A 23,999-nucleotide genomic window follows, 5' to 3' on the forward strand; every position below is an offset into this window, starting at 1 on the left:
CGCGGGGGCCGGGAGCGCCCCAGGGCCGGAACAGGCCTTAGCTCTGCTTGCGGCCCAGGAGGCGGTTGGCCCGCGATCCCACGCCCCAGGCGGTGACCCGCCACAGCGCCTCGGCGAGGATGTCCCGGCTCATCTTGCTGTCGCCGAGCTCCCGCTCGACGAAGGTGATCGGGACTTCCACGACGTGATAGCCGGCCTTGACCGAACGCCAGGCCAGGTCCACCTGGAAGCAGTAGCCCTGGGAGGCGACGGCCTCCAGGCCGAGCCCCTCGAGGGTCTCCTTGCGGAAGGCCCGGAAACCGCCGGTGACATCGCGGATCGGCAGGTCCAGCAGCAGCCGGGAGTAAGTACTGCCGCCGCGGGAGATCAGTTCCCGCGACTTGGGCCAGTTCACGACCCGGCCGCCGGGCATCCAGCGCGAGCCCAGCACCAGGTCGGCGCCCTTGAGCGCGGTGAGCAGCCGGGGCAGTTCCTCGGGCTGGTGCGAGCCGTCCGCGTCCATCTCGACGAGAACGCCGAAGCCGTGCTCGATGCCCCAGCGGAAGCCCGCCATGTAGGCCGCGCCGAGCCCCTCCTTGCCCTGCCGGTGCAGGACCTGGACGTACTCGTCGTCGGCCGCGAGCTCGTCGGCGAGCTTGCCGGTGCCGTCGGGGCTGTTGTCGTCCGCGACGAGGATGTGCGCCTCGGGAACGGCGGACCGTACCCGGGCGACGATCGGCTTGATGTTCTCGGCCTCGTTGTAGGTCGGAATGATCACCAAGGCCGTGCCGAGCGGACCGTACTGCCGCTGCGCGCCGTCGTCGTTCACTGCTGCCCCTTCTCGTCCTTGCGTCCCCGCCGGCCGATCACGATCGCGGCGGCGCAGGACAGAAGTCCCACCATAGCGAGGGTCCACTCGGGCGCCGGACCGACTCGGTCCGCGAGCGTCGTATCGTCGCGCAGCGGCAGCCGCGCGGTGAGCACGTCACGAGTGAATTCCTCAGTGCGCTGCTGGACGGTGCCGTCGGGCGCCACGATGGCGCTGATACCGCTGGTGGCGGCGGTGACCACGGCGCGGCCGTGCTCGACGGCGCGCAGCCTGGACATCGCGAGCTGCTGCTCGGGCTGGCCGGTCCGGCCGTACGTGGCGTTGTTGGTCTGCACGACCAGCGCGCGGGCGCCGTCCGCCACCGTCTCGTGGACGATCTCGTCGTAGGCGACCTCGAAGCAGATGACGTCGCCGAGCTTGGCCGGGCCCACGTCGAGGACGCCGGTGTGGTCGCCGGGGTAGAAGTCGCGCGGGACGCGCTGCAGCCGGGTGATGACCTTGCTCAGCTGGTCGCGGAAGGGCACGTACTCACCGAACGGCACGGGGTGCTGCTTGGTGTAGGAGGCGCCGGGGCCGGTCTTCGGGTCCCAGACGATGCCCTGGTTCTCGACGTAGCCGTCCTTGCTGGGGTGGTCGACGAGCGCGCCGACGAGGACCGGCGCCCCGACGGCCTTGACGGCCGAGTCGATCCGGTCGTACGCCTGCGGGTACTGGAAGGGGTCGAGGTCGGAGGCGTTCTCCGGCCAGATGACCAGATCCGGCTTGGCCCTCCGCCCGGCCTTGACGTCCTTGGCCAGCGCCAGCGTCGCGTCGACGTGGTTGTTGAGGATCTTCATCGGGCGGCCGAGGAAGTCCATGCCGGCCTGCTCGACGTTGCCCTGGACGACGGCGATGTTCACCGTGTCATCGGCGTCGGTGGGCACCGGCACGGCGTATCCGGCCAGGATGACGGCGGCGGCGAGCGCCACGCTCTCGACGAGGGGCAGTGCGCGCCGCACGGTCCGGGTGGGGAGTTCGGAGGACCGGGGCGGCTCGGGGACGGTGGCGGGCTCGGCGGACGGGTCGGTCTCCGTCGGGTCGGTCCCGGTCGGCTCAGCGTCCGTGGACGGCTCAGCGGCGGCCTTCGTGGCGCGCAGCGCCCAGGCGGCGACGGCGGCCGAGGCGACCAGGCCGCCGGTGAGCGCGACGGCGAAGGTGACCAGCGGTGCGCCGCCGAGCGCGGCGAGCGGGGTGAAGGGCGAGCCGGTGTTGGCGAACGCGAGCCGGCCCCACGGGAAGCCGCCGAACGGAACCCGGTCACGGGCCCACTCCTCGGCCACCCAGAGGCACGCGCCCCACAGCGGCCACGCACGCAGCCGGGAGGTGAGTGCCAGCCCCGCGCCGAGCGGGACGAAGTAGAGCGCTTCGAGGGCCGAGAGGCCGAACACCGCGTCGTATCCGACGACATGCAACCAGCGCAGCAGGCTGAAGAAGAAGGGCAGCGCCATCGCGAAGCCGAACCAGGCGCCCTGCCGGGCCGAACGGCCCCGGGTGAGCAGCGCCAGCGCAGCCACGGCGGCGATCGACAGCGGCCAGAGGTCGTACGGCGGGAACGCGGCGGTGAGGGCGAGGCCGCTCAGTACGGCGATGAGAGTGCGGGGCGCCTCGCGGCGGACCAGCAGGGCGGCGCGACGCCCGCGTCCGGGCCGGGGCGGCGCGGGCCGCTCGTCGGTCGCCGGGACGGAGCGCGGCCCGGGGGCCTGCGTGTCATCGGCGGAGGCCGCTGCCGGCGTGGTTCCGCCGGGCTCGTCCGGAGTGCCGGACACGTCGGACGCGCCGGAGTCGGCTTCAGCGGTGGTATCGGGGCCCGAGGGCACGGTCGCGGCCTTCCTTGCAGGTCGTGCGGTGGTCAGGTGACGTTACATCGCGGGCTCGCGGATAAGGACCGAGGGGCGGCAAAGTATCAACGGCGGCCGGGAATCCGCGCCTGCCGGGGGCTCGCACACCGGGTGCGCGAGCTGTGACTTACGAGGCCGGGGCCGCTCCGGCGGAGCGGCTGAACCGGACCGGGGGCGGAAAGGGGCTGGTCGGTGAGCGGCTGGACCGCAGGTCCGGACAAGGCGGCTGGGTGGCCGCGCGAGCAGCCTCGCGGCCGAGGCTGGGCTGGGGGCTGGGGCCATGCGGAGGAGTCCCGTTGCCGGGAGGCAGGAGCCGCACTGCCCGCCGTGCGCCACAGCGCGCGACTGCTCGGGGATGATCTCCGACGGCCGGCCGACCGCGCCATCCGCGCCGACATCTGCGTACTGCGGGTCGGGGCCCGGTGCCCTTCGGGCCGACCTGGGGTCCGCTGGCTGCGGATCGACCTAAAGCCGTTGTCTACTGAGCATCCGGGCCCCACCCGGGTCGCACCTGCCGACCTGCCGAAACCTTCCCTCGCCCCGATCCGCGGGCGCTGGACCCTGGCTGCCAGGCGGTGTGCCGGTACGGCGCATCGCCCCGTGGCCCAGTTGCGTTCGACGACTGTGTGGAGATTCCCCGGTCGGACGTCCAGTGGTGGACCCGGCCGAACCTACCGGCCGCCGACCGCACTCTGTCAACAGTCGTTCGACCTGCGCGTCTTTCGTGAAGCGGCAGGTCAGCGCCGAGCCCGCCCAAGGGGGGCGACGGAGTTGCAAGGCGTCATTCGGTGGTACGACGCCCCGTTATGTCACTCGTTCGGCCGTGCGAAGACCGTGCGACCGGCGACCACCGTGCGCAGGCACAGCGGGAGTTGACCGTCCGGAACGAGCTCCGGGAGGCCGGGGGTGCCGGAGCGCGGGTCGGTGGACCAGCTGGACACACGCTCGTCCGGGATCTGCACGACGAGCTCGCCGGTCCGCCACAGCGCGTAGTCGGCGGGGGCGCCCGGCACCAGGGTGCCCGCGTCGTCGCGGCCGATGGCCCGCCAGCCGCCACGGGTGTGGGCGGTGAAGCCGGCCCGGACCGAGATGCGGTGGCCGGGGGTCCGGTGGAAGGCCGCCGCCCGGATAGTGCCCCACGGATCGAGCGGCGTGACGGGGCTGTCGGAGCCGAAGGCGAGCGGGACGCCGGCCCGGAGCAGCGCCGCGTACGGGTTGAGGGTCCGGGCCCGCTCCGCGCCCAGGCGCTGGGCGTACATGCCGTCGTCGCTTCCCCAGGCCGCGTCGAAGGCGGGCTGCACGGAAGCGGTGAGGGCGAGTTCGGCGAAGGCTGCGATGGTCTCGGGAGTGAGCATCTCGGCGTGCTCGACGCGGTGGCGGGCGGCCCGGACGCGGTCGAGGCCGACGCGCTCGGCGGCGGCCCGTACGCCCGACACGACCGTGCTCACGGCGGCGTCGCCGATGGCGTGGAAGCCCGCCTGGATTCCGGCCTCGGTGCAGACGGTGACGTGGGCGGCGACGGCCGCGGCGTCGAGGTGGGCGGTGCCGGTGTGCGGAGCGTCGGCGTACGGCTCGTGCAGGCAGGCGGTGTGCGAGCCGAGGGAACCGTCGACGAAGAGGTCGCCGGCCGCACCGATGGCGCCCAGCTCGCGCACCTTGTCCAGGCCCTTGGCGGTGGTGGCGGCTTCGGCCCAGTAGGCGAAGACACGCGGGCCCGCTTCCTCGGCGGCCAGCCGGAGCAGGCCGGTGAGGTCGTCCTCGCCGGAGATGTCTGGGCCCGCGCACTCGTGCAGCGAACCGATGCCGAGCGTCGCGGCGTGCCGGAGCGCCGCTCGCTGGGCCTCGGCGCGCTGCTTCGCGGTGACGGTGGCGTACGCGGCGGCGCGCACCGCGTGGTGGGCCGAGCCGGTGAGCGGCCCGTCGGGGTGGAAGCCGGACAGAGCGCTGACGCCAGGAGTGTGCTCCAGCAACGCGGTGGACGCGACGGCGGAGTGCACATCGACCCGGGTGAGGTAGAGCGGCCGGCCGCCGGCTGCCTCGTCGAGCTCGGCGCGCGAGGGGGCTCGCCGCTCGGGCCAGCGGGCCGCGTCCCAGCCGTGGCCCAGCAGCACCCGGTCGTCGGGGCGGTCTGCGGCGTAAGCGCGGACCCGGGCCAGTGCGTCGGTGAGCGTCCGCGCGCCGACGAGGTCGAGGCCGGTGAGCGCGAGGCCGGTCGCGGTCGTGTGCACATGTGCGTCGGTGAACGCGGGGGTGACGAGCGCGCCGTCGAGGTCGATCACCTCACTGACCCCGTCGGCGAAGGAGTCGGCGGCCCCCTCGGAGCCGACCCAGGCGATGCTGTCGCCCTCGACGACCATCGCGGTGGCGAAGGGGTCGGCGGGGCTGTGGACGGTGCCGCCGCGCAGCAGCACGGTGCGGTTCGCGGCGGGGTGAGGGGTGCGCTCGGTCATGGTCACCAGTCTCGCCCCTGTGCGCGGCCGTCCAGCGCGCGGGGTGGGCGTGCGGGAGAGGCTTGCGCGCCGCGGCTCAGACGTGCGGCGGGCGCGCCTCATAGGGCGTGGAGAGCACCACGGTGGTGCGGGTGGACACTCCGGCCTGCGTGCGAATACGGGTGAGCAGGTGCTCCAGTTCCAAGGGCGTGGTGACACGCACCTTGAGGATGTAGTTCTCGTCCCCCGCGACGCTGTGACACGCCTCGATCTGCGGGATGTCGGCGAGCCGGTCCGCGATGTCGTCGGGCGCGCTGGGGTCGAAGGGTTTCGCCGAGATGAAGGCGGTCAGCGGCAGGCCGACGCCTTCGGGGTCGACGATCGCCGCGTAGCCCCGGATCACGCCGCGCTGCTCCAGGCGGCGGACACGCTGGTGCACCGCCGAGGTGGACAGGCCGGTGGCCTTGCCCAGGTCGGTGTAGCTCATACGCCCGTCAGTGACGAGCAATTCCACGATCTGCCGGTCCAATTCCTCCACAGCGGATCAACGTACTGTGCCGGAGCCACTCCGGCACAGCGGACGGCCCGCGCCCCGCGCATCTGCGGCCGTCATGTGACGAAGGCCACACCGCCGTACCCGTGTCCATCGGGGTGTGGTGATTACGCGCGGGGTGCGATGGGAATTGCTTGCTGTGGTCGAGGCCGTAGCGCCTTGTCGGCCCACCAAGGGGGAGAACAACATGCGGAGTCTCAAGCAGGAGCCCGGACTTGACGTCCTGCAGGCGCCCGACGACGCCGAGGACAGCGCGTACGAGACCTACGAGATGTTCCGGGTGAGCTGCCCGGACTGCGCGCGTCCGATCGCACTGCTCGCCGACGAGGACGTACTGCCGGAGCACGCGCTGTGCCCGACGCCCTGGAATCCCTTCGGCCTGACGGTCTGCCCGGGGTCGGGGCGCGGGGTGGCGGACGCGGTGCCCGCGGACGAGTCGCTGGCGGCGCTGGAGCAGGACGCGGCGCTGCTGCTGACGCTGCCCGAGGGCCTCGACTGGCGAACCCAGCCGTTCTCGCACCGCGCCGGACCGGGCTCCCGCCCGGTCGTCCGGGTCCCGCAGCAGCGGCAGAGCGGACGCTGACCGAATTCAGCCCTCCCCCAGCCTTCGGCCGGGAGGCGCCCCCAGGCGATTGAGGACACCCGTCCGCCGGCCGGCCATCCGGTCACCGCACGAGCAGCCGCGCCGGCGCGACGCCCCTACCAGTAGCGACCCTCCAGCATCGCCTCCAGGCTCGCCCTGTGCATGATCAGCGAGTCGGGGTCCGCGGGCAGTGGCACCTCGCCGAAGTGGATCTGCCGGTAGGCGATCCGCAGCATCACCACCGCGTGCCGCAATGCCGCGTACAGCGTGTGGAAGTCCATGTCGTGCGGCGTGTGGCCGGTGAGTTTCGCGTACCGCTGCTCGATGCTGTCGCGGCGCAGGAAGTCCGGCAGGCCCGGCATTCCGGAGCCCTCGGTGAGGTCCTGGAAGAAGCGGTGCAGGTAGACGGTCCAGCCGAGGTCGAGTTCGCGCGGTCCGAGGGCGGCCATCTCCCAGTCGAGCACGGCGGCGGGCTCGAAGCCGTCGTAGACGATGTTGCCGATCCGGGCGTCGCCCCAGTTCAGCACGGTGGGTCCGGGGTCGGCGGGCCAGTTCGCCTCCAGCCACTCGAAGGCCGCCTCGATGAGGGGTGAGCGGGACTTGCCGTCGACGACCCAGGCGTAATAGGCGCGTTGGGCCTCGACGTGCTGCCGCAGCGGGCTTCCGGTCCCCGACGTGGCGAGGAACCCGGCTTCCTCCAGCGGGATTTGGTCGTGCAGGCGGGCGATGACCGAGACGGTGGCCGCTTCGAGGCGGTCGCGCTCCGCGTCGCTCGCGGCGTGCAGCCAGTTGCCCTCGTAGGTGTAGGGCATGACGTCGGGCGGCACCCGGCCGTCCACCCGCTCCATCACGAAGAAGGGCGCGCCCAGCGGCCCTGAGTCCTCCTCCAGCCAGAACACGCGCGGCACCGGGACGTCGCTGTGCTCGGCGACGCACCGCATCGTGCGGTACTGCCGGACCATGTCGTACGCGGGGAAGACGGCGTACGCGGCCGGGTCGGCGGCCAGCCGCAGCGCGCAGGACCGTACGGGCAGCGCGGCCGGGTCCGGGTGGTCGATGTCGAAGAGCAGCGTCTCGCTGGACATGCCGTTGGAGGCCGGGACGCTCGCTCCGGAGACGCTCGCACCGGGAATCCGGGCGCCGAGCCAGTCGGTGAGCCGCCGGGCGAGTTCGTCGGGGTCGCGGGTGGTGGTGCGCGGGCGGGGTGCTGAGGTCATGGCGGGTCCTCGCGGTGGCGTCGGAGGCGGAACCGGCCGGCGCGGCGGGCCGGCCGGGCCGCGCTCGGTCAGGGAGCCGTGGATGCGTAACCGGTGAAGCCGCTCGGGTCGTGCCGGCCGAAGCTGCCGTGCTCGAAGATCCCGTACCCGACCTGCCCGTCGAGGGTGAAGCGGGCCGAGTGGTCGATGACGCCGTACGCGGCCATCGGGTGAGCCGCGGGGTCGCTGAGGTCGTAGCCCCGCCGGTCGGTCCAGCCGCGCCCGCGCCAGGTGCCGTGCTGCCAGTCCTCGGCGGGCGGGTAGCCGGCGCCGACGGCGAGCGGGGAGGAGGTGAGGATCTCGGCGGTCAGCTCGAAGGGTTTGCGGGCGGAATCGGTGAGGTGGACGACAGCGCGTTCCGGGTGGCGGGTGCCGGAGCGGTAGCTGATGTCCGTTTGCGGCCAGCCGAGTTGGGTGTCGGGCAGGCCGCTGCCCTCGGGGTGCACCAGCAGCGCGTCGCTCAGATTGCGGAAGCCGTCGGCGTCCTCCTGCACGACGACCATCATGAACCGGTCGTCGAAGCGGACCGGGCACCAGATCCAGTGGAATCCCTCGGGCCGGTGCTCCTCGTCGGCGCGCCCGCCCTCCTCGCCGGGGATGGGCCGAACACCCCAGCTGCGGTCGCGGGTAGCGGTCCACTCCCCCGCGGTGACGGGCAGTTCGGCGCCGTCGACGCGGATGACGCCCGTGCAGCCGCCGGCCTGGACGAACCTGCGGCCTTCGAGCATCAGCCGGTCGCCGCGGCGCTGGACGTGGTGCGGCTCCCAGACGGCGGGGAAGTCGGCGGCCCACTGGAGGTCGTACGACAGGCCGTCGGGGTCGCCGGGGTCCGCGTCGCAGTGCAGCGAGATGCGTTTGAGGGGCTCGTCGACGGTGATGCGCAGCGGGCCGACGCCGAGGTTCATCCGGTCGTCCCCGAGCGCGTCGGAGGCGCGCACGGCGATGATCCGCTCACCCAGCCGCAGGGTGGCGTAGGCGTCGATGACGCCGGTGTTGGGGTAGACGCCCAGCCCGACGATGAGCAGGGCGCGGCCCGCGTGGTCGAAGACCTGGAAGATGCAGCGGTCGTAGGCGTTGCGATCGCCGGTCACGACGTGCCGCATGGACAGCGGTGCCTGGTGGATGGGGTATTCGTCGAGCGGGATCGGCCGGTCGGCCACGAGCTGCCTCCTGGACGCGAGTTCGGCCCCGCGCCGGGATGCCGGGCGGGGTACGAGCGGGGCGGCGTCGCCCGGGGGTACGGCCCGGCGGCGGAAATTGACGGTACGTCAGTTTGGCGTCAAGGGGCCATACCCGTGCACGGCATCCTGCGCGTGAGGCGGTCCGCGCATCGCAGGCGCGCGGCAACCGGCGGCGTCCCGTCCGCGACGCGCGCTCCGGGGCGATCACGGCCGCGCGCCGGGCAGTTCACGTACGGAGTTGGTGAGGCCCCGCGCACGGGGGACGGCGCGGGGCCTCACTGGATTCAACGGGCGGGGCACGCCCGCGGTTCCCTCAGCGGCTCTCGGGGCCCGCGATGTGGCGGGCGATGACCATCCGCTGGATCTGGTTGGTGCCCTCGACGATCTGCAGCACCTTGGCCTCGCGCATATAGCGCTCGGCCGGGAAGTCGAGGGTGTAGCCGTAGCCTCCCAGGAGCTGGACGGCGTCGGTGGTGACGCCCATCGCGGTGTCCGTGCAGAACAGTTTGGCCATGGCGGCCTGCTTGGAGAAGGGCCGCCCGGCGTCGCGCAGCCGCGCGGCGGTCAGATAGAGCGCGCGGCCGGCCTCCACCTTGGTGGCCATGTCGGCGAGCATGAAGCGCAGCCCCTGGAAATCGGCGATCGGGCGGCCGAACTGCTGCCGCCCCGCCGTGTAGGCGAGCGCCTCGTCCAACGCGGCCTGGGCGACGCCGATGGCGCAGGCGGCGATCCCCAGCCGGCCCGAGTCGAGCGCGGAGAGGGCGATGGCGAAGCCCTGGCCCTCCTCGCCGACGCGGCGGGCGTCCGGCACCCGCACTCCGTCGAAGTGCAGCTGGGCGGTCGGCGAGCCCTTCATGCCCATCTTGCGCTCGGGCGGGGCCGCCGAGAGGCCCCGGGCGTCGCCGGGGACGAGGAAGGCGCTGATGCCGCGCGGGCCCTCGCCGCCAGTACGGGCCAGCACGGTGTAGAAGTCCGCGATGCCGCCGTGGGTGATCCACGCCTTGGTGCCGCTGATGGTCCAGCCGTCATCGCCGTCGGCGCTGTCCCCGTCACCGCCGTCGCCCGCGCCGCGGACCGCACGGGTGCGCAGCGAAGCCGCGTCGGAGCCGGAGGAGGGCTCGGAGAGGCAGTACGCGCCGAGCAGGCCGCCGCTGAGCATCGCGGGCAGGTGTTCGGCCTGCTGCTCCTTGGTGCCGTATCCGGCGAGGGCGTGGCAGGCCAGGCTGTGCACGCTGACGCCCAGCCCGACGGTGAGGCGGGCCGCGGCCAGTTCTTCGAGCACCTGGAGGTAGACCTCGTACGGCTGGCCGCCGCCGCCGTGTTCCTCGGCGTAGGGCAGCGCGAGCAGTCCGGATTCGGAGAGCTGGGTGAAGACGTCACGGGGGAAAGCGCCCGTGTCCTCCTCCTCGGCCGCCCGCGGCTTGATCTCCCGCCGGCACAGCTCGCGGACGAGGACCATGAGGTCCCGGGCTTCCTCAGTGGGCAGTTGGCGTTCCACCGGCTGCGGGCCGTGGTCGGGCATGAGGGCGCACTCCTCCCTGTCGGGCACAAGGGCGGCGGCCGCTCAAGGGTGTGGCGGCGCCGCCGGGGTACTGCTGCCCAACCGATGCTGCCTCGTCGGATCGCGACGGGGGCTGACCAGCGGCTGTGGCCGATTGGAGTATGCCCGATCGGCGGCCTCCCGTCACGGTTCGGCCTCCGGGGATGCGAGGTAGTACAAGATTGGTCCAAACCATTGACCACGCTGGTCTAGTCCTTCTACGGTTCCCCCGTAAATCTCTTCGCGTTCATGCCAAAGCCGAACGCAGGTCAAGCGGCACCCCCCGCCTCTCGAAAACGAGGAGAGACATGCTCGGACCACGTGAAGGACGACCAGGCGCCCTGGTCGCCACCATCGCCGCACTCAGTACGACGGCCGTGGCCGCCGTACTGCTCGCAGGACCGGCCTCCGCAGACGGGGCGAGCACCCCCACTCGCGCCGCGGAGTCCACCCGCTCGACCGGTGCCGCCGCGGCCCCCGCCGCGGCCAATAAAGTGGTGGGTTACTTCACCAACTGGGGTACCTACGAGCGCAATTACCACGTCAAGAACATCGAGACCTCCGGGTCGGCCGGCAAGCTCACGCACATCAACTACGCCTTCGGCAACGTCACCGGCGGCAAGTGCCGGATCGGCGACTCCTACGCCGACTACGACAAGGCGTACGACGCGGCCGGCAGTGTCGACGGCAAGGCCGACACCTGGGACGCCGGAGCGCTGCGCGGCAACTTCAACCAGCTGCGCAAGCTGAAGAAGCTGCACCCCAACCTCAAGGTCATCTGGTCGTTCGGCGGCTGGAGCTGGTCGGGCGGCTTCGGTGAGGCGGCCAAGAACCCCTCGGCCTTCGCCGACTCCTGCTACAAGCTGGTCGAGGACCCGCGCTGGGCCGATGTCTTCGACGGGATCGACATCGACTGGGAGTACCCCAACGCCTGCGGCCTGAGCTGCGACACCAGCGGCCGGGACGCCTTCAAGAAGCTGATGTCCGGGCTGCGTTCGAAGTTCGGCCAGAGCAACCTGGTCACCGCGGCCATCACCGCGGACGGCACCGCCGGCGGCAAGATCGACGCCGCCGACTACGCCGGGGCCGCCCAGTACGTCAACTGGTACAACCCGATGACGTACGACTACTTCGGCGCGTTCGCGGCCAAGGGGCCGACCGCTCCGCACTCCCCGCTGACGTCGTACACCGGCATCCCCACCAAGGGATTCGACACCAGCACCACCATGGCCAAGCTCAAGAGCCTGGGCGTGACCTCCGAGAAGCTGCTGCTCGGCCTCGGCTTCTACGGGCGCGGCTGGACCGGCGTGACGCAGAAGGCGCCGGGCGGCACCGCCACCGGCGCGGCCCCCGGCAAGTACGAGGCCGGCATCGAGGACTACAAGGACCTCAAAACCCGCTGCCCGGCCAACGGGACGGTCGGCGGGACGGCGTACGCGCACTGCGGCAACCAGTGGTGGAGCTACGACACCCCGAGCACCATCGGCGGGAAGATGAACTACGCGAAGTCGCAGGGCCTCGGCGGCGCCTTCTTCTGGGAGCTCAGCGGCGACACCGCCAACGGTGAGCTGATCAAGGCGATCAAGTAACCGGGTGAGCGGGCCGTCGGGCGACAGCGCCGCCCGACGGAGCCCGACATGCAGGGCGGGGAACCGACGACCGGTTCCCCGCTCATTCCACCGGCGAGCGCGGCGCCGGGCAGCTCGGGTCGAAGTCCTCGATGGCCCGCAGGGTGTCCCCCAGGCCGCGCACCAGCAGCGACCGGACGGTGTCCCGCTCCAGCTCCTGGTGCTCCAGCCAGTCGAGCGTGACGCCCTCCACCCCGGACAGCCAGCCGATCAGTGCGGTGCGGGCGAGCAGCGGGGCCTCCCGGCGTCCCCACGCACCGCGGGCTATCGCCCCTAGGAGCTGTTCGCGCACCTGATCCCGGATGGCGATGACCTCGGCGTCGAAGCCGACGCCGCCGGTGACGATCGCGCGGTACGCGGCCTGGTGGTGCTGGGCGTAGCGCAGATACCCGTCGATGGTGCGGTGCACCCGCTCCACGGGAGGCAGATCGTGCGTGCTGCTCGCGCGGATCACCAGCTCGGCGACGGACTCCTCGATGATCGCGAGGTAGTAGCCGCGCTTGTTCTTGAAGTAGTAGTAGATCAGCCCCTTCGCGACGCCCGCCTGCCTGGCGATGTCGTCCATGGACAGCGCGTCGTAGGAGGTGTCGGCGAACAACTTCCTTCCGGTCGCGATGAGTTCAGCGCGGCGCGCCTGGGATCGCTCGCTGCCGCGCACAGCTGGGTCCGTACCTGGTCCGCGCTGTTGACTATTATTCAAAACCGGCCCTAGTCTCCAACTGCCACGGGAAATCCGCAGTATGGCAGAGTCCCGCACCGCGCCGGCCGCGACGCCGTCCCGCCGGAGATCCACCCCGCACCCCCTGCGCCACCGCACGTATCCACGGCCGCCCCGGCGGCCGACCGGTCCGCTGCCCCCAGGGAGGAAGCAGTGAGCACAGCGCAGCGTCAGTTGCCGGAAGGCAGAACAGCCTGGAAGAAGACGGCGGTTGTCGCCGTCCCCGCCCTGCTGGCCGTCGGAGCACTGGCGGCGGTGATGGCCCAGGGCGCGCTGGCCGCGTCCTTCGCCGTCTCCGGCACCAGCTTCCAGGTCGCGTCCGGCGAGCTGTCCAGCAAGGGCCTCGCCTCGTACGTCGAGACCGACCGCTCCGTCGACGGCAAGGGCCATCCCGTCGCCCTGCTCGGCATAGGCAGCGCCACCCTGTCCGACATCTGCCAGGCCGCCGAGGTCAAGACCCCGCTGGGCGACGTGGTGTTCAAGCTGACGGCCGGCGGGGACGCGGGCAAGGTCACCGCCAGCAACCTCATCATCGACGCCGAGGACCTGACCGGCGACGCCCGCTTCGGCACCGCCCAGATCGGACGGGACGCCTCGACGCTCGACGAGGTGCCCGGGGTCAAGGGCCCGGTCGGGAAGTTCGGGCTGCAGGCCGGGGACATCACGGTCGCCGGGGTCAGGTCCCACGCCTGGTCGGCCACCGGCGGGAACTTCCGGCTGAAGGGACTACGGGTCGATGTGAACATGGACGGCAAGAAGTGCTTCTGACTCCGGGGTGGCTCGACGAGCGGCTCCCGCTGCGCGAACGGCGGCGGGTGCTGCGCAAGTGGCGGCGCACCAGACCGTTCTGGGCCGGACTGCTGCTCATGCTCGGCGGCGCGGAGCTGCTCGCGATCCCGCTGTCACCGCTCACCGTGCTGGTCAGCCTGGGGCTGGGCGGACTGGCCGCGATCGGGATCGGGCTGGCGCTGATCGTCGCCGGGCTGTTCCTGTGGTTCATGCCGCAGTCGCGGCACTACGTCAGCATCAACGCGCTGCTGCTGTCGGTGCTCTCGTTCGCGGCCACGAACCTGGGCGGATTCCTGGTCGGCATGCTGCTGGGCGTCGCGGGCAGCGCGATGGGGTTCGGCTGGACCCCGGCGGCGGCCGACGCGGAACCCGAATCCGCGAGCGAGCCGGGCCGCGAGTCCGGGAGCGAGTCCGGCACCGGGGAGGACGGGGCGACGCATTCCGGGACAGCGGCCCGGCTGCCGTCCCCGGGAGACCGGCCGGGGCACCGCACGCTGGCGTCCGTACTGCCCGTCGTCCTCCTCGCGGCGGTCGGCGCCCCCGCCGCCGCTGATCCCCCTGCCGACACGCTGCGGGCGGCGGACGGCGTCGTCGCGCCGAACGTCCCGCCCACGGTGACCACCACGCTCTTCGCGCCGAAGGGCTTCCTGCTCGCCGGCGTGACGAGTGTGCCGACCGCCGACGGGCCGCTCAAGGTCATGGTGCTCAAGATGAAGGCCGCGTCCCTGACCGACTACCGGCTCACGACGCGCGACGGCGGCCGGGAGCTCGCCCTCGGCGCGGACTCACTCGACCTGAGCGGCGACGTGACCCTCTACCTCACCCGCTTCAGCGGCTGCCTGGAGGGCCTGATCTGCCTGACCTTCACCCCCGACCGGCTGCCGGTACCCCCGGTCGTACCGCCATTCGTGTTCATGACGGACGTGGACGCCGAGCAGGCCCTCGTCACCTCGGACCGGATCGTCGCCGACGGCCTGACCCTGGGCACCCGCGCCTGACCCCCGGCGGGCCGCTCCCGCCTCCGCCCCCGCAGCGCTCCCACCGGCCGCCCGCCCCCGGGCCCGGCGGGGGCGCTGCGGTCGCTGACCGTGAGGGACCGTGCAAGCCTGAGACCGTCCCGTGCCGTTCCGAAGACACACCCGGACGCGGAGGTCTCCCAGAAGTGCCGAGGACGTCCCGCGCGCGCCTGAAGCAGGAGCTCAACGCTCCCTGGGTGGGCAGCAGCATCTTCCTCCTGCTGCTCCTCTACCTCGCCCTGGTCGTTTTCATCGACACGGTCACCCCGCAGAGCCTGCGGCTGGACGTCTTCGCCGCGGTCGCCCCGATGACGGCGGCGGCCCTGTGCACCTACCGGCAGACCATCTTTCTCGGCACGCTCGACTTCGTCATCATGGCCACCACCCACGCCCTGCTGCCCGCGAGCAACTCCCCCGTCAACCGGGTCGCGGCCGTCCTCGGCAACGCCCTCATGGTCGGCGCGAGCATCGCCGTCGCCAAGCTCAGGGCCGACCGCGAGGATCTGCTGGAGCGGATACGGGACACCGGCGAGGCGGCCCAGCGCGCCCTGCTGCGCAAGCTCCCGCTCAGGACCCGGCATCTGCTGGTCGACGGCTTCTACGTCTCGGCGCAGCGGGACGCACTGGTGGGCGGGGACATCTACGACGCGGTGGACACGCCGCACGGGGCGCGGGTGCTCATCGGGGACGTACGCGGGAAGGGGCTGGGCACGCTGGGCGCGGGCGCGGCCGTGCTGACGGCGTTCCGCGAGGCGGCCTTCCACCGCAGCAGTCTGGAGAGCGGCGTGCAGGCCATGGAGCAGGGGCTCTGGCGGTACAACGCGTCCGCCGCCGAGTCGGGCGGCGAGAGCGAGGCGGGCGAGGCGGCGGCGGGGCCGGAGGAGAGCGGCTCCGAGGAGCGGTTCGTCACGGCCCTGGTCTTCGGCACCAACAGCGGCACCGACACCGGCACCGGGAGCGACGGCGCGGGCGACTGGTCCGCCCCCGGGGACACTGCCGACGACGGCACCGCCGGCGGCGTTCCGATGGTCTTCATCGGCTGCGGTCACGTCGCGCCCTTCCTCATCGGCGCCGACGGGACCGTCTGCGAGCTGGAACCGGCCGATCCCGGTCTGCCGCTCGGCCTCGGCGAGCTGTCCGGGCAGCCGCGCACCGCGCAGCACGTCGTGCTGCCGCCCGACGCCCGGCTGTTCACCTGCACGGACGGAGTGACCGAGGCGCGCGACGCCGACGGCGTCTTCTACCCGCTCGCCGACCGGCTGACCGACTGGGCCGCCCTCCCCACACCCGAGCTGCTCCAACGGCTGCAAGCGGACCTGGACGCCTACACGGGCGGGCAGCTCGCGGACGACGTGGCGGTGCTGGTGATCGGGCAGGCGGACGCGTAGCCCGGAGCGGGCGCGGCGTGCGGCGTGCGGCGTGCGGCGTGCGGCGTGCGGCGTGCGGCGGCCAACGCTGCCGAGCGCCGCACGGGACCGGCGGCGATCCGCGCTCGATGAACACCCTGCCCGGTCCAGCCCTTTACCGGCTCTCCGCGAAAGGGGACGATCGGGGGACGGGCCGCCACCGGAGACCGGACGCGCCCGTTCCCGATCCGACGCGGAGGGGGCGCAGTGCTCAACCCATGGCTGGCGATGGAGTCCGGGGCCGACCCGGTGGAACGTACCCGGGAGGTGCGCCGCGCCCACGAGGCGTTCCTGACCGGCGGTTCCATCGCGGCGCCGGTCCGGCGGGTCGTCGCCGAGTCCTGGCGGCGCTCGGCGGACGCCCGCGTCGCGCCGGAGAGCCTCGCGCCCATCGACCTGGGCGACGCCGAACTGGCCGCCTACCGGGACGCGCACCCGCTCGCCCGCGCCATGCCGATGTTCCGTGAGCTGCTGGGGACCATCGCGCAGGACGGCGCGCATCTGCTGGCGGTCTGCGACGAGCACGGCCGGATGCTGTGGGTCGAGGGCCACGCCGGGGTGCGGCGGAAGGCCGAGCGGATAAACTTCGTCCCCGGCGCCCGCTGGGACGAGCGGCACGCGGGCACCAACGCCCCCGGCACCGCGCTCACCCTCGACCACGCGGTGCAGGTCTTCGCCGCCGAGCACTACAACCGGATGGTGCAGCCCTGGACCTGCGCTGCGGCCCCGGTGCACGACACCAGGACCGGACGGCTGCTGGGCGCGGTGGACATCACCGGCGGCGACCACCTGGCCAGCCCGCACAGCCTCGCGCTGGTGCAGGCCACCGCCCGCGCGGTCGAGGCCCAACTCGCCGCCGCGGCCGACTCCGTGACGCTCCCGCGGGTCGCGCTCACCGCGCTGGGGCGCGACGAGGCGCTGCTCGTGACCGACGGACGGCGCTTACGCCTGGGCCGGCGGCACAGCGAGATCATCGTCCTGCTGGCCTGCCACCCGGAGGGGCTGACCGGAGACCAACTCGGGCTGCTGCTGTACGGCGAGCAGTCCTGCACCGCGGTGACCCTGCGCGCCGAACTGTCGCGGCTGCGCCACCTGGTGGGGCCGCTGCTGGTCTCCCGCCCCTACCGGCTGCTCTCCCCGGTGCACGCCGACTTCGACGCGGTGACCCGGGACTGCGAAGCGGGAGAGCTCGAAGCCGCCTTCCGGGGCTACGGCGGCCCGCTGCTGCCCCGCTCGGAGGCGCCGGGCATCCGCCGGCTGCGCCGGCTCGTCGAGGACGGACTGCGCCGCCGGCTGCTGGACGCCCGTGACCCCGCACTGCTCCAGCTCTGGGCCGACACCTCCTGGGGCGAGGACGACCTGGAGGTACAGGAGGGCCTGTTGGCGGCGCTGCCCCCGCGAGCGGCCCAGCGGACCGCCGTGACCTCGCGGATCGCGGGGCTGCGGACCGCGTACGACCTCGACGCGCCCGGCCACGGGCCGGGTCGCGCCGCCGCAACCTTGGCGCAACGTTCCCGCGGCTAGCCTCGCGGCCATCGCCGCCCGCCGCCGGAGCGTGCGGCACACCAATGGGAGGCCGCCCCATGACTCGATATTCCGCGCCCGGGTCCGATGGCGCGATCATGTCCTACCTGCCCCGCTACGACCACTGGATCGGCGGCGAGTTCGTCGCGCCCAAGCGGGGGCTGTACTTCGAGAACCCGAGCCCGATCAACGGGGTCAACTTCACCGAGGTGGCCCGGGGCACCGAGGAGGACGTCGAGCACGCGCTGGACGCCGCCCATGCAGCCGCCCCCGCCTGGGGCCGCACCGCCCCGGCCGAGCGGGCGTCCGTACTCAACCGGATAGCCGACCGGATGGAGGAGAACCTGGAGAAGCTGGCGGTCGCGGAGACCTGGGAGAACGGCAAGCCGGTCCGCGAGACGCTGGCGGCCGACATCCCGCTCGCGATCGACCACTTCCGGTACTTCGCGGGCGCGATCCGGGCCCAGGAGGGCAGCCTGTCCGAGGTGGACGAGGACACGGTCGCTTACCACTTCCATGAGCCGCTGGGCGTCGTCGCGCAGATCATCCCGTGGAACTTCCCGATCCTGATGGCCACATGGAAGCTGGCCCCGGCGCTGGCCGCCGGGAACTGCGTGGTGATCAAGCCCGCCGAGCAGACCCCCGCCTCCATCCACTACTGGATGAGCCTGATCGCCGACCTGCTGCCGCCGGGCGTGGTGAACATCGTCAACGGCTTCGGCGTGGAGGCCGGCAAGCCGCTGGCCCGCAGCCCCCGGGTCGCAAAGGTCGCCTTCACCGGCGAGACCACCACCGGGCGGCTGATCATGCAGTACGCCAGCGAGAACCTGCGTCCGGTGACGCTGGAACTCGGCGGCAAGAGCCCCAACATCTTCTTCGACGACGTCTCCGCCGCCGACGACGACTTCTACGACAAGGCCCTCGAAGGCTTCACGATGTTCGCCCTCAACCAGGGCGAGGTGTGCACCTGCCCGTCCCGCGCCCTCGTCCAGCAGGGCCACTACCGCGAGTTCATGGCCGACGCGGTCGCCCGCACCGAGAAGATCGTCCAGGGCCACCCGCTGGACACCACCACGATGATGGGCGCGCAGGCGTCGAACGACCAACTGGAGAAGATCCTCTCCTACCTGGACATCGGCCGGCAGGAAGGCGCCAAGCTGCTGACCGGCGGCGAGCGGGTGGACCTGGGCGGAGAACTGTCCGGCGGCTACTACGTGCAGCCCACGATCTTCGAGGGCGACAACCGCATGCGGGTCTTCCAGGAGGAGATCTTCGGCCCGGTGGTCGCCGTGACCTCGTTCGCCGAGTACGACGACGCCATCGAGACCGCCAACGACACGCTCTACGGCCTGGGCGCGGGCGTATGGACCCGCGACGGCACCACCGCCTACCGGGCGGGACGCGCCATCCAGGCGGGCCGGGTGTGGACGAACTGCTACCACGCCTACCCCGCGCACGCGGCCTTCGGCGGCTACAAGCAGTCCGGCATGGGACGCGAGAACCACAAGATGATGCTGGACCACTACCAGCAGACGAAGAACCTGCTGGTGTCGTACTCGGCGAAGAAGCTGGGCTTCTTCTAGACGCCTGAAAAGGGCGCCTGAACAGGTGCTTTACCTGTCAGGCGCCCTTCATGGCACGCATCTAGCCCATGCAGCGAGATACGAGGTAACTCCCGATATCTCCCACCCCTATCCCACCTCCGACCAGCTGTTCCGGGGCATGTCCGGGCCAAGGGCCGCCTCACGTGTCCTGCGCGGTGTCGTCCGATCCCTCCCACCGCCGCATCGACTTCTCTATCAGGCTGTTGGCATGATTCCGCGCCTCGGCCAGGAACTTGGCGTAGTAACGGAAGAGGACCTGGATGCTCTGTCCGGCCCGGCGCGCACACTCCGCGGGGTCGACACCCGAGGCAAGCCAGAAAGAGATTCCTGCTACGCAGGTGCCGCCGCGCGTGCGGGCCCGGGTGATTGCTCTGACGAGGATGTCGCCGCCGGCGGATTCCGGCCTGTCGCACTGGTCGACGCAGACGCTCGCCGATCATCTGAAGCGGCGGGAGGGCATCTCGGTGTCGTGGCATTACATCGCCCGCATCTGGCGCGAGGAGAACCTGAAGCCGCACCGCTCGGGCACCTTCAAGATCTCGAAAGACCCGGCGTTCGCGGAGAAGGTCGCCGATGTCGTCGGGCTGTACCTCGACCCGCCCGGTGGGGCGGTGGTGCTGTCGATCGACGAGAAGACGCAGGTACAAGCCCTGGACCGGACCCAGCCGGTGCTACCCGTGACCTTCGCGGCGAGCGAGAAGCGCACCCACGATTATGTGCGGCACGGCACCACGAACCTGCTCGCCGCGCTGAACGTCGGCACCGGCGAGATGCTCGGCGAATGCCGGCCGAACCGGAATGGCGCGACGTTCCTGGCGTTCCTGAAGGAGGCAGTGAAGCCGCATGCCGGGAAGGAGATCCACATTGTGCTGGACAACCTGTCTACGCACACTACTCCGGACGTGAAGGCGTGGCTGGCGCAGGGCTTCGTCAAAGTCGGGTGATGTCCAGTTCGTGATCATGTGATGCCGAGGAGGGTGAGGGCCCGGGTGGCGTCGCGGGCGTTGTGGCGTAGGCCGGCGGCCAGCTGTGAGGCGCCTCGCGTTTTCCGGACAGTGATCTGACTGTTTATTTCACGCGACTATTCGCAACTCCGAATATTCGGCGTGGACTTCTCGCGGAGGGCGGTATCCGACAGCCGAGTGGAGACGCCTGTGATTGTACCAGAGTTCGATGTATCGGGTGATGTCCTGTCGGGCGGCCTCTCGGGCCAGGTAAGTCATGCGGGAAACCCGCTCGTTCTTCAGGGCACCGAAGAATGATTCGGCCATCGCGTTGTTGTAACAGATTCCGGTGCGCCCGGAAGATCTGCGGAGCCCGTGCTGCTTCAGCGTCTGCCCGAACTCGGCTGACATGTAATTACTGCCGCGATCAGAGTGGAATATCGCACCCTTGGCGAGCTTCCTGTTCCGCGCCGCGTTGCGGATGGCCCGGGATATGAGGGGAGTTTGGTAGTGATCATCCATCGCGTAGCCGATAACTTCCTTGGTGCAGCAGTCGATTACGGTCGCGAGATACAGCCATCCTTCGCCGGTCTGCAAACTGCACCGATTCCTCGCGGAACTCCGGGGTGTACTTGCTGGGCGGTGCCACTTCGCGCTTCCTCATTTCCTTGACAGGACAACCCTATTGGGTCCATGTCCGGAAACTTCGGGGCCCCTCACGCCACAACGAACGGCTCCCCCTGGACATCGTGATGCAGCAAACTCGTTCCCCCACGGTCTTCGTTCTGGTCGGGTGCGTCCTTGGTCGGAGCACAGGATCGGGCGAAGGCCGTGTCCACGTCCGGTGATTCCCCTTCCGGGCGATCGAGTTCGGGGCATCGTTCGAGGTCAGACCTGAAAAGACAAGCTCAGCGCTCGGGCGGTGAGGCCGGCCCCGACGGCGAGGACGAGGCATGCGGTGAGGGTGGGCCCCCACCGGTTGAGTCGCGCGAGGAGGGAGAATCCCGCGAGGCGTTGCAGGCGGGGCGAGTCGGCGATGGCGTCCCTGAAGCGTACGAGCGCGATGCCTGCCGCGGTGAGCGTCAGGGCCATGCCGAGGCCGTATCCCAGGACCAGCAGGATTCCGAACGCGGTACGTCCCAGGGCGATGGCGCCGAGGAGCACCACGAGGGCGGAGGGGCTGGGTACGAGGCCGCCTGCGATGCCGACACCGATGAGGCCGCGGCGTGTGCGGCGGGCTGGGTGCTGATGGTCATGGGCGCCGGAGCGATTGGGAGCAGCGGGTGTATCGGTGGCGGGGTGCTCGTGGGCCCGCCGGTGCGCTGGGTGACCGCTGTCGGTTTCGGCGGGCTCGGTGAGCACGGCGAGGGGGCCGGGAGTCTGGACGGCCGGTGTGGCACGGAGCCTGCGGCGGCGCGGCAGGCGAGCCGGCGACGGCTGGGGGAAGTCGGCCTCTTGGGGGTGCTCGTGGAGGTGGTCGGTCTCAGTGTGCTGATGGCCCGCGCCGTGTGGGTGTGGATGGTGGTGGTGCCCGTGCCCGTGGCCGTGGTGGTGGTGCCCAGGTGCGTGCCCAGCCCGTGCGTTGCGCAGCAGCCCGATGCCGATCGCGCTGACCAGCAGGCCGCTGGCTACTCCCAGCCAGGCCAGGACGGACTCGCCGGCCAGATGCGTGGCGAAGGGCAGCGTGAATCCGAGGATGAGCACGCCGGCGGTGTGGGTGAAGGTGACGGTCGCGCCGACGGTGATCGCGTCGCGTACGCTGCCGCGTTTGCCTGCGAGATAGGCGGCCATGATGGTCTTGCCGTGTCCGGGCATGGCTGCGTGCGAGGCGCCGAGCACCAGGGACAGCAGCAGCGCCAACAGCCCTACGGACAGGGTTAGATGGCGTGTGCCCACCAGTGAATCGAAGAGCGCGGTGACGTGGGCGAGCGCCGCGCTCACCGGTCCCGCGCCGGGGAGTGCGGGCGGTAGCACCGGCGCGCTGCCGCCGCTGGCGGGGGCCACGTCGAAGGTCGCGGTGCGCTGGTCGAGCGGGTCGGCGAGCAAGTCTTGGGGGTAGCGGCGGAGTTCATCGCTCACGGAGGTCGTCGGCAGCGGCGGGGAGCGCAGTTCGACGCCGGTTCCGCGGGCCGTCATCTCATGCCAGCCGATGCGCCGGCCGTCGTAGTCGTCCGCCAGCACGACTGTCGCGGGCGCTTCGAGGTCGGCCGGGGCGGTGAGTTCACAGTGCAGTCGGCTGCTGGTGAGCCCGGCTTCTCCGGGACGGTGGACGAAGGTGCTGTCGGTGACGCGCCAGCGGCTGGGCTCGCCGTTGACTTGGGCGGTCACCTTCCGCCGCAGGTCAGCGCATTGACCCTGCGCGTGGGCAGCGCGTTCGGCCTTCGTCACTGTGCCGTTGTGATCGGTGTCGACGGCGGGGCGCTCCTGCGCTGCCGCGATCTCCGCGCGGTCGACGACCGCGCTGACCTCGATGCGGTCGCGGTAGAGCCGGAATCCGTCGTAGTGGTTGACCGTGAAGTTGCCCAACGGGTGCGCCTCGGCGACCGGTGCGCCGCACAGGACGGCGGCGGCGAAGGTGAGCATGAGGGGCAGGGCGCGGCGAGGAGTCTTGATCATCCGAGGTGGCCGATCCGGGTGAGCGTCCGGCGTGCGGTTGCCGCGTGCAGGGGGTGGAAGCGGGGTTCGTCCTTCAGCGCTGTGCGGAGGTCGGCCCGCGCCGCGGTCCGGTCGCCGAGGGCGTATTCGATCATGCCCCGGTGGTAGCGGTACAGGCTGCTGCGCGTGCCCAGGGCCAGCGCCCGGTCGGACCAGGTGAGTGCCTCGGTATCGCGACCGGCGCGGTGCAGGGCCCAGGCGTAGGCGTCCTGGGTGGCGAGGAACGGGCGGCTGCGGACGGCCGCCCGGCCCAGCGCGACCGCTCGGTCCGGCCTCCCATGGTCGGCTTCGAAGAGCGTGGCATCGGAGTCCAGAGCCACACCGGCCGCGCGGAGGAGCCGTTCCTGCGAGCGGTAGAGGTCGTACTGCTCGCGGGCCTTGGCCTTGTGGCCGAGGGACTGCTGGAGTTCGCCGAGCGCGATGACGTACTCCGGTTGCGGCACCCGGGCGATGGCCGCGGTGTAGTCCCGCACCGCCGGGCCGGTGCGCCCGAGCGCTGCATGGGCTCGGGCCCGAGCCTCCAACAGGGCGGGGAGGGCAGGAGCAGCGCGCAGGCCCTCTTCCACCTCGCGCAGCGCCGCTGCTGGGTCTCCGTCGCTCAGCGCGAGTCCGGCCAGGTTGGTGCGGGCGAACGCCGCGTCGGCCGGGTCGGACGCGTCGTCCAGGGCGCGCCGCATCAGTTCGCGGGCGCGCACGGTGTCGCCGCGCAGTTCCCAGGAGTAGGAGGCCCGGGCCAGCGAGGGCGTCGCGGGTTGCAGGTCCACCATGCGCTGCACGGCGCGGAAGGACGCGTCGTAGCGCCCGAGCTGGGTGTACGCGTCGCCGAGCACGCCCTGCGCGGCGGCGTTGTGCGGATTGGTCGTCGCGGCCCGGCGGCCCCAGCGCAGCGCGCCGGCGAAGTCGTGCCGGGCCGCGGCCAATGCGCCCATCCCGACCTCAGCGGTGTAGTTGTCGGCCGGCCGCAACGAAAGGGAGCGGCGGAGGGACTTCTCGGCCTTCGGGTAGTAGGTCGGGTCGGCGGTCGTCTTCACCTGCTGTACGTATTCCATGCCGAGCCGCGCCCAGCCGGGGTGGTTGTCCGGTGTGCGGCGCAACTGTTCCTGGAGAGCGGCGATGCGGTCCCGCGCCGTGCCGGTGGAGCGGGCCGGCGGTCTCGCGTCGGATGCCGCCTGTGAGGCCGGCTCACCCGGCGAGAGGCCGAGCGCTCCGGCGGTGAACAGAGCCGCGCCCAGGGCCAGGACCGTCCCGGCGTCGCGAAGCCGTCTGCGGGGTGGTGCCGCCGGGCGCGGTGGAGCGGACGACGGAGCGGTGGTCATGGGAGTCCCCCCGGGGTGACGGAGAAGGTGGCGCGGCAGCCTGCCCGGCGTACGGTGCCGGGCAGGCCGGTCGTGAGGTGGTCAGCAGTTCCGACGGCGGGTCGGCTGTGAGTCCGTCAGCCGGCCCGCCGTCCGCCCTGCTGCTCAGCCCGGCGGCACCGGCGGGCCCGGC

19 protein-coding genes are annotated in these 23,999 nt (G+C 71.8%); 8 read left to right on the plus strand and 11 right to left on the minus strand.

The annotated features are described in order from the left end of the window. Positions 1-37: 37 nt before the first annotated feature. The 4 genes from QMK28_RS23115 to QMK28_RS23130 all read right to left on the minus strand — a co-directional run bounded on the left by QMK28_RS23115 (position 38) and on the right by QMK28_RS23130 (position 5,652). Complete coding sequence (locus QMK28_RS23115) at positions 38-808, minus strand: polyprenol monophosphomannose synthase (protein ID WP_326441047.1); 771 nt, start codon at positions 806-808, stop codon at positions 38-40. Then, positions 805-2,664, minus strand: a complete 1,860-nt coding sequence (gene lnt, locus QMK28_RS23120; protein ID WP_326441049.1) for an apolipoprotein N-acyltransferase — start codon at positions 2,662-2,664, stop codon at positions 805-807. Before lnt ends, QMK28_RS23115 begins: the two co-directional genes overlap by 4 nt. Before the next feature lie 830 nt (positions 2,665-3,494). Further along, positions 3,495-5,135, minus strand: coding sequence for an amidohydrolase (locus QMK28_RS23125; RefSeq protein ID WP_326441051.1), 1,641 nt, complete (start codon positions 5,133-5,135; stop codon positions 3,495-3,497). 76 nt (positions 5,136-5,211) lie between these two features. Then, positions 5,212-5,652 carry an Lrp/AsnC family transcriptional regulator gene (locus QMK28_RS23130; RefSeq protein ID WP_326441053.1) on the minus strand — a complete coding sequence of 147 codons (441 nt, stop codon included), beginning with the start codon at positions 5,650-5,652 and terminating at the stop codon, positions 5,212-5,214. A 202-nt stretch (positions 5,653-5,854) separates the two neighbouring features. Here QMK28_RS23130 and QMK28_RS23135 point away from each other — a divergent pair, with 202 nt between their 5' ends. Then, positions 5,855-6,250 carry a hypothetical protein gene (locus QMK28_RS23135; RefSeq protein ID WP_326441056.1) on the plus strand — a complete coding sequence of 132 codons (396 nt, stop codon included), beginning with the start codon at positions 5,855-5,857 and terminating at the stop codon, positions 6,248-6,250. Positions 6,251-6,366: 116 nt separating this feature from the next. Here the strand turns inward: QMK28_RS23135 and QMK28_RS23140 are convergent, their stop codons facing one another. From QMK28_RS23140 to QMK28_RS23150, 3 genes are all read right to left on the minus strand, one after another. Continuing rightward, positions 6,367-7,467, minus strand: coding sequence for a phosphotransferase family protein (locus QMK28_RS23140; RefSeq protein WP_326441060.1), 1,101 nt, complete (start codon positions 7,465-7,467; stop codon positions 6,367-6,369). A 68-nt stretch (positions 7,468-7,535) separates the two neighbouring features. After that, positions 7,536-8,666 carry a hypothetical protein gene (locus tag QMK28_RS23145; protein WP_326441063.1) on the minus strand — a complete coding sequence of 377 codons (1,131 nt, stop codon included), beginning with the start codon at positions 8,664-8,666 and terminating at the stop codon, positions 7,536-7,538. A gap of 334 nt (positions 8,667-9,000) precedes the next feature. Then, positions 9,001-10,209, minus strand: a complete 1,209-nt coding sequence (locus QMK28_RS23150) for an acyl-CoA dehydrogenase family protein (RefSeq protein WP_326441064.1) — start codon at positions 10,207-10,209, stop codon at positions 9,001-9,003. A gap of 326 nt (positions 10,210-10,535) precedes the next feature. On the opposite strand from QMK28_RS23150, the gene QMK28_RS23155 reads away from it, so the two are divergent. After that, positions 10,536-11,816: a glycoside hydrolase family 18 protein gene (locus tag QMK28_RS23155; protein WP_326441066.1), complete on the plus strand. Its 1,281-nt coding sequence runs from the start codon at positions 10,536-10,538 to the stop codon at positions 11,814-11,816. 82 nt (positions 11,817-11,898) lie between these two features. Here the strand turns inward: QMK28_RS23155 and QMK28_RS23160 are convergent, their stop codons facing one another. After that, the gene (locus QMK28_RS23160) at positions 11,899-12,555 is read right to left on the minus strand and encodes a TetR/AcrR family transcriptional regulator (RefSeq protein WP_443050797.1); all 657 of its coding nucleotides are present in this window, start codon (positions 12,553-12,555) and stop codon (positions 11,899-11,901) included. A 171-nt stretch (positions 12,556-12,726) separates the two neighbouring features. Here QMK28_RS23160 and QMK28_RS23165 point away from each other — a divergent pair, with 171 nt between their 5' ends. From QMK28_RS23165 to QMK28_RS23190, 6 genes are all read left to right on the plus strand, one after another. Further along, on the plus strand, positions 12,727-13,341 hold the full coding sequence (locus QMK28_RS23165) for a DUF6230 family protein (protein WP_326441071.1): 615 nt from the start codon (positions 12,727-12,729) through the stop codon (positions 13,339-13,341). Beyond that, positions 13,332-14,360 (plus strand): DUF6114 domain-containing protein, encoded by a 1,029-nt coding sequence (locus tag QMK28_RS23170; RefSeq protein ID WP_443050798.1) that lies wholly within the window; start codon positions 13,332-13,334, stop codon positions 14,358-14,360. The genes QMK28_RS23165 and QMK28_RS23170 overlap by 10 nt, the downstream gene beginning before the upstream one ends. Before the next feature lie 215 nt (positions 14,361-14,575). Beyond that, entirely contained in the window at positions 14,576-15,766 is a 1,191-nt protein-coding gene (locus QMK28_RS23175; protein WP_326441074.1) for a PP2C family protein-serine/threonine phosphatase, read from the plus strand. 225 nt (positions 15,767-15,991) lie between these two features. Then, positions 15,992-17,308, plus strand: coding sequence for a GAF domain-containing protein (locus QMK28_RS23180; protein WP_326441078.1), 1,317 nt, complete (start codon positions 15,992-15,994; stop codon positions 17,306-17,308). 59 nt (positions 17,309-17,367) lie between these two features. Further along, positions 17,368-18,891: an acetaldehyde dehydrogenase ExaC gene (gene exaC / locus QMK28_RS23185; protein WP_326441080.1), complete on the plus strand. Its 1,524-nt coding sequence runs from the start codon at positions 17,368-17,370 to the stop codon at positions 18,889-18,891. A gap of 359 nt (positions 18,892-19,250) precedes the next feature. Beyond that, on the plus strand, positions 19,251-19,856 hold the full coding sequence (locus tag QMK28_RS23190; protein ID WP_326441083.1) for an IS630 family transposase: 606 nt from the start codon (positions 19,251-19,253) through the stop codon (positions 19,854-19,856). Between the two features lie 129 nt (positions 19,857-19,985). Here the strand turns inward: QMK28_RS23190 and QMK28_RS23195 are convergent, their stop codons facing one another. From QMK28_RS23195 to QMK28_RS23205, 3 genes are all read right to left on the minus strand, one after another. Further along, positions 19,986-20,453: an IS3 family transposase gene (locus QMK28_RS23195; protein ID WP_326441086.1), complete on the minus strand. Its 468-nt coding sequence runs from the start codon at positions 20,451-20,453 to the stop codon at positions 19,986-19,988. Between the two features lie 291 nt (positions 20,454-20,744). Next, on the minus strand, positions 20,745-22,472 hold the full coding sequence (locus QMK28_RS23200) for a nickel/cobalt transporter (RefSeq protein WP_326441089.1): 1,728 nt from the start codon (positions 22,470-22,472) through the stop codon (positions 20,745-20,747). Beyond that, positions 22,469-23,827 carry a tetratricopeptide repeat protein gene (locus QMK28_RS23205; RefSeq protein WP_326441092.1) on the minus strand — a complete coding sequence of 453 codons (1,359 nt, stop codon included), beginning with the start codon at positions 23,825-23,827 and terminating at the stop codon, positions 22,469-22,471. The genes QMK28_RS23200 and QMK28_RS23205 overlap by 4 nt, the downstream gene beginning before the upstream one ends. Positions 23,828-23,999: the final 172 nt, after the last annotated feature.

The organism is Streptomyces sp. H27-D2 (assembly GCF_035828615.1).
GTDB lineage: Bacteria > Actinomycetota > Actinomycetes > Streptomycetales > Streptomycetaceae > Streptomyces.

Coding starts and splice junctions, on each gene's coding strand:
- QMK28_RS23140 (WP_326441060.1), bottom strand. CDS start 7,467: ATGACCTCAGCACCCCGCCCGCGCACCACCACCCGCGACCCCGACGAA.
- QMK28_RS23125 (WP_326441051.1), bottom strand. CDS start 5,135: ATGACCGAGCGCACCCCTCACCCCGCCGCGAACCGCACCGTGCTGCTG.
- exaC (WP_326441080.1), top strand. CDS start 17,368: ATGACTCGATATTCCGCGCCCGGGTCCGATGGCGCGATCATGTCCTAC.
- QMK28_RS23135 (WP_326441056.1), top strand. CDS start 5,855: ATGCGGAGTCTCAAGCAGGAGCCCGGACTTGACGTCCTGCAGGCGCCC.
- QMK28_RS23205 (WP_326441092.1), bottom strand. CDS start 23,827: ATGACCACCGCTCCGTCGTCCGCTCCACCGCGCCCGGCGGCACCACCC.
- QMK28_RS23200 (WP_326441089.1), bottom strand. CDS start 22,472: ATGATCAAGACTCCTCGCCGCGCCCTGCCCCTCATGCTCACCTTCGCC.
- QMK28_RS23150 (WP_326441064.1), bottom strand. CDS start 10,209: ATGCCCGACCACGGCCCGCAGCCGGTGGAACGCCAACTGCCCACTGAG.
- QMK28_RS23155 (WP_326441066.1), top strand. CDS start 10,536: ATGCTCGGACCACGTGAAGGACGACCAGGCGCCCTGGTCGCCACCATC.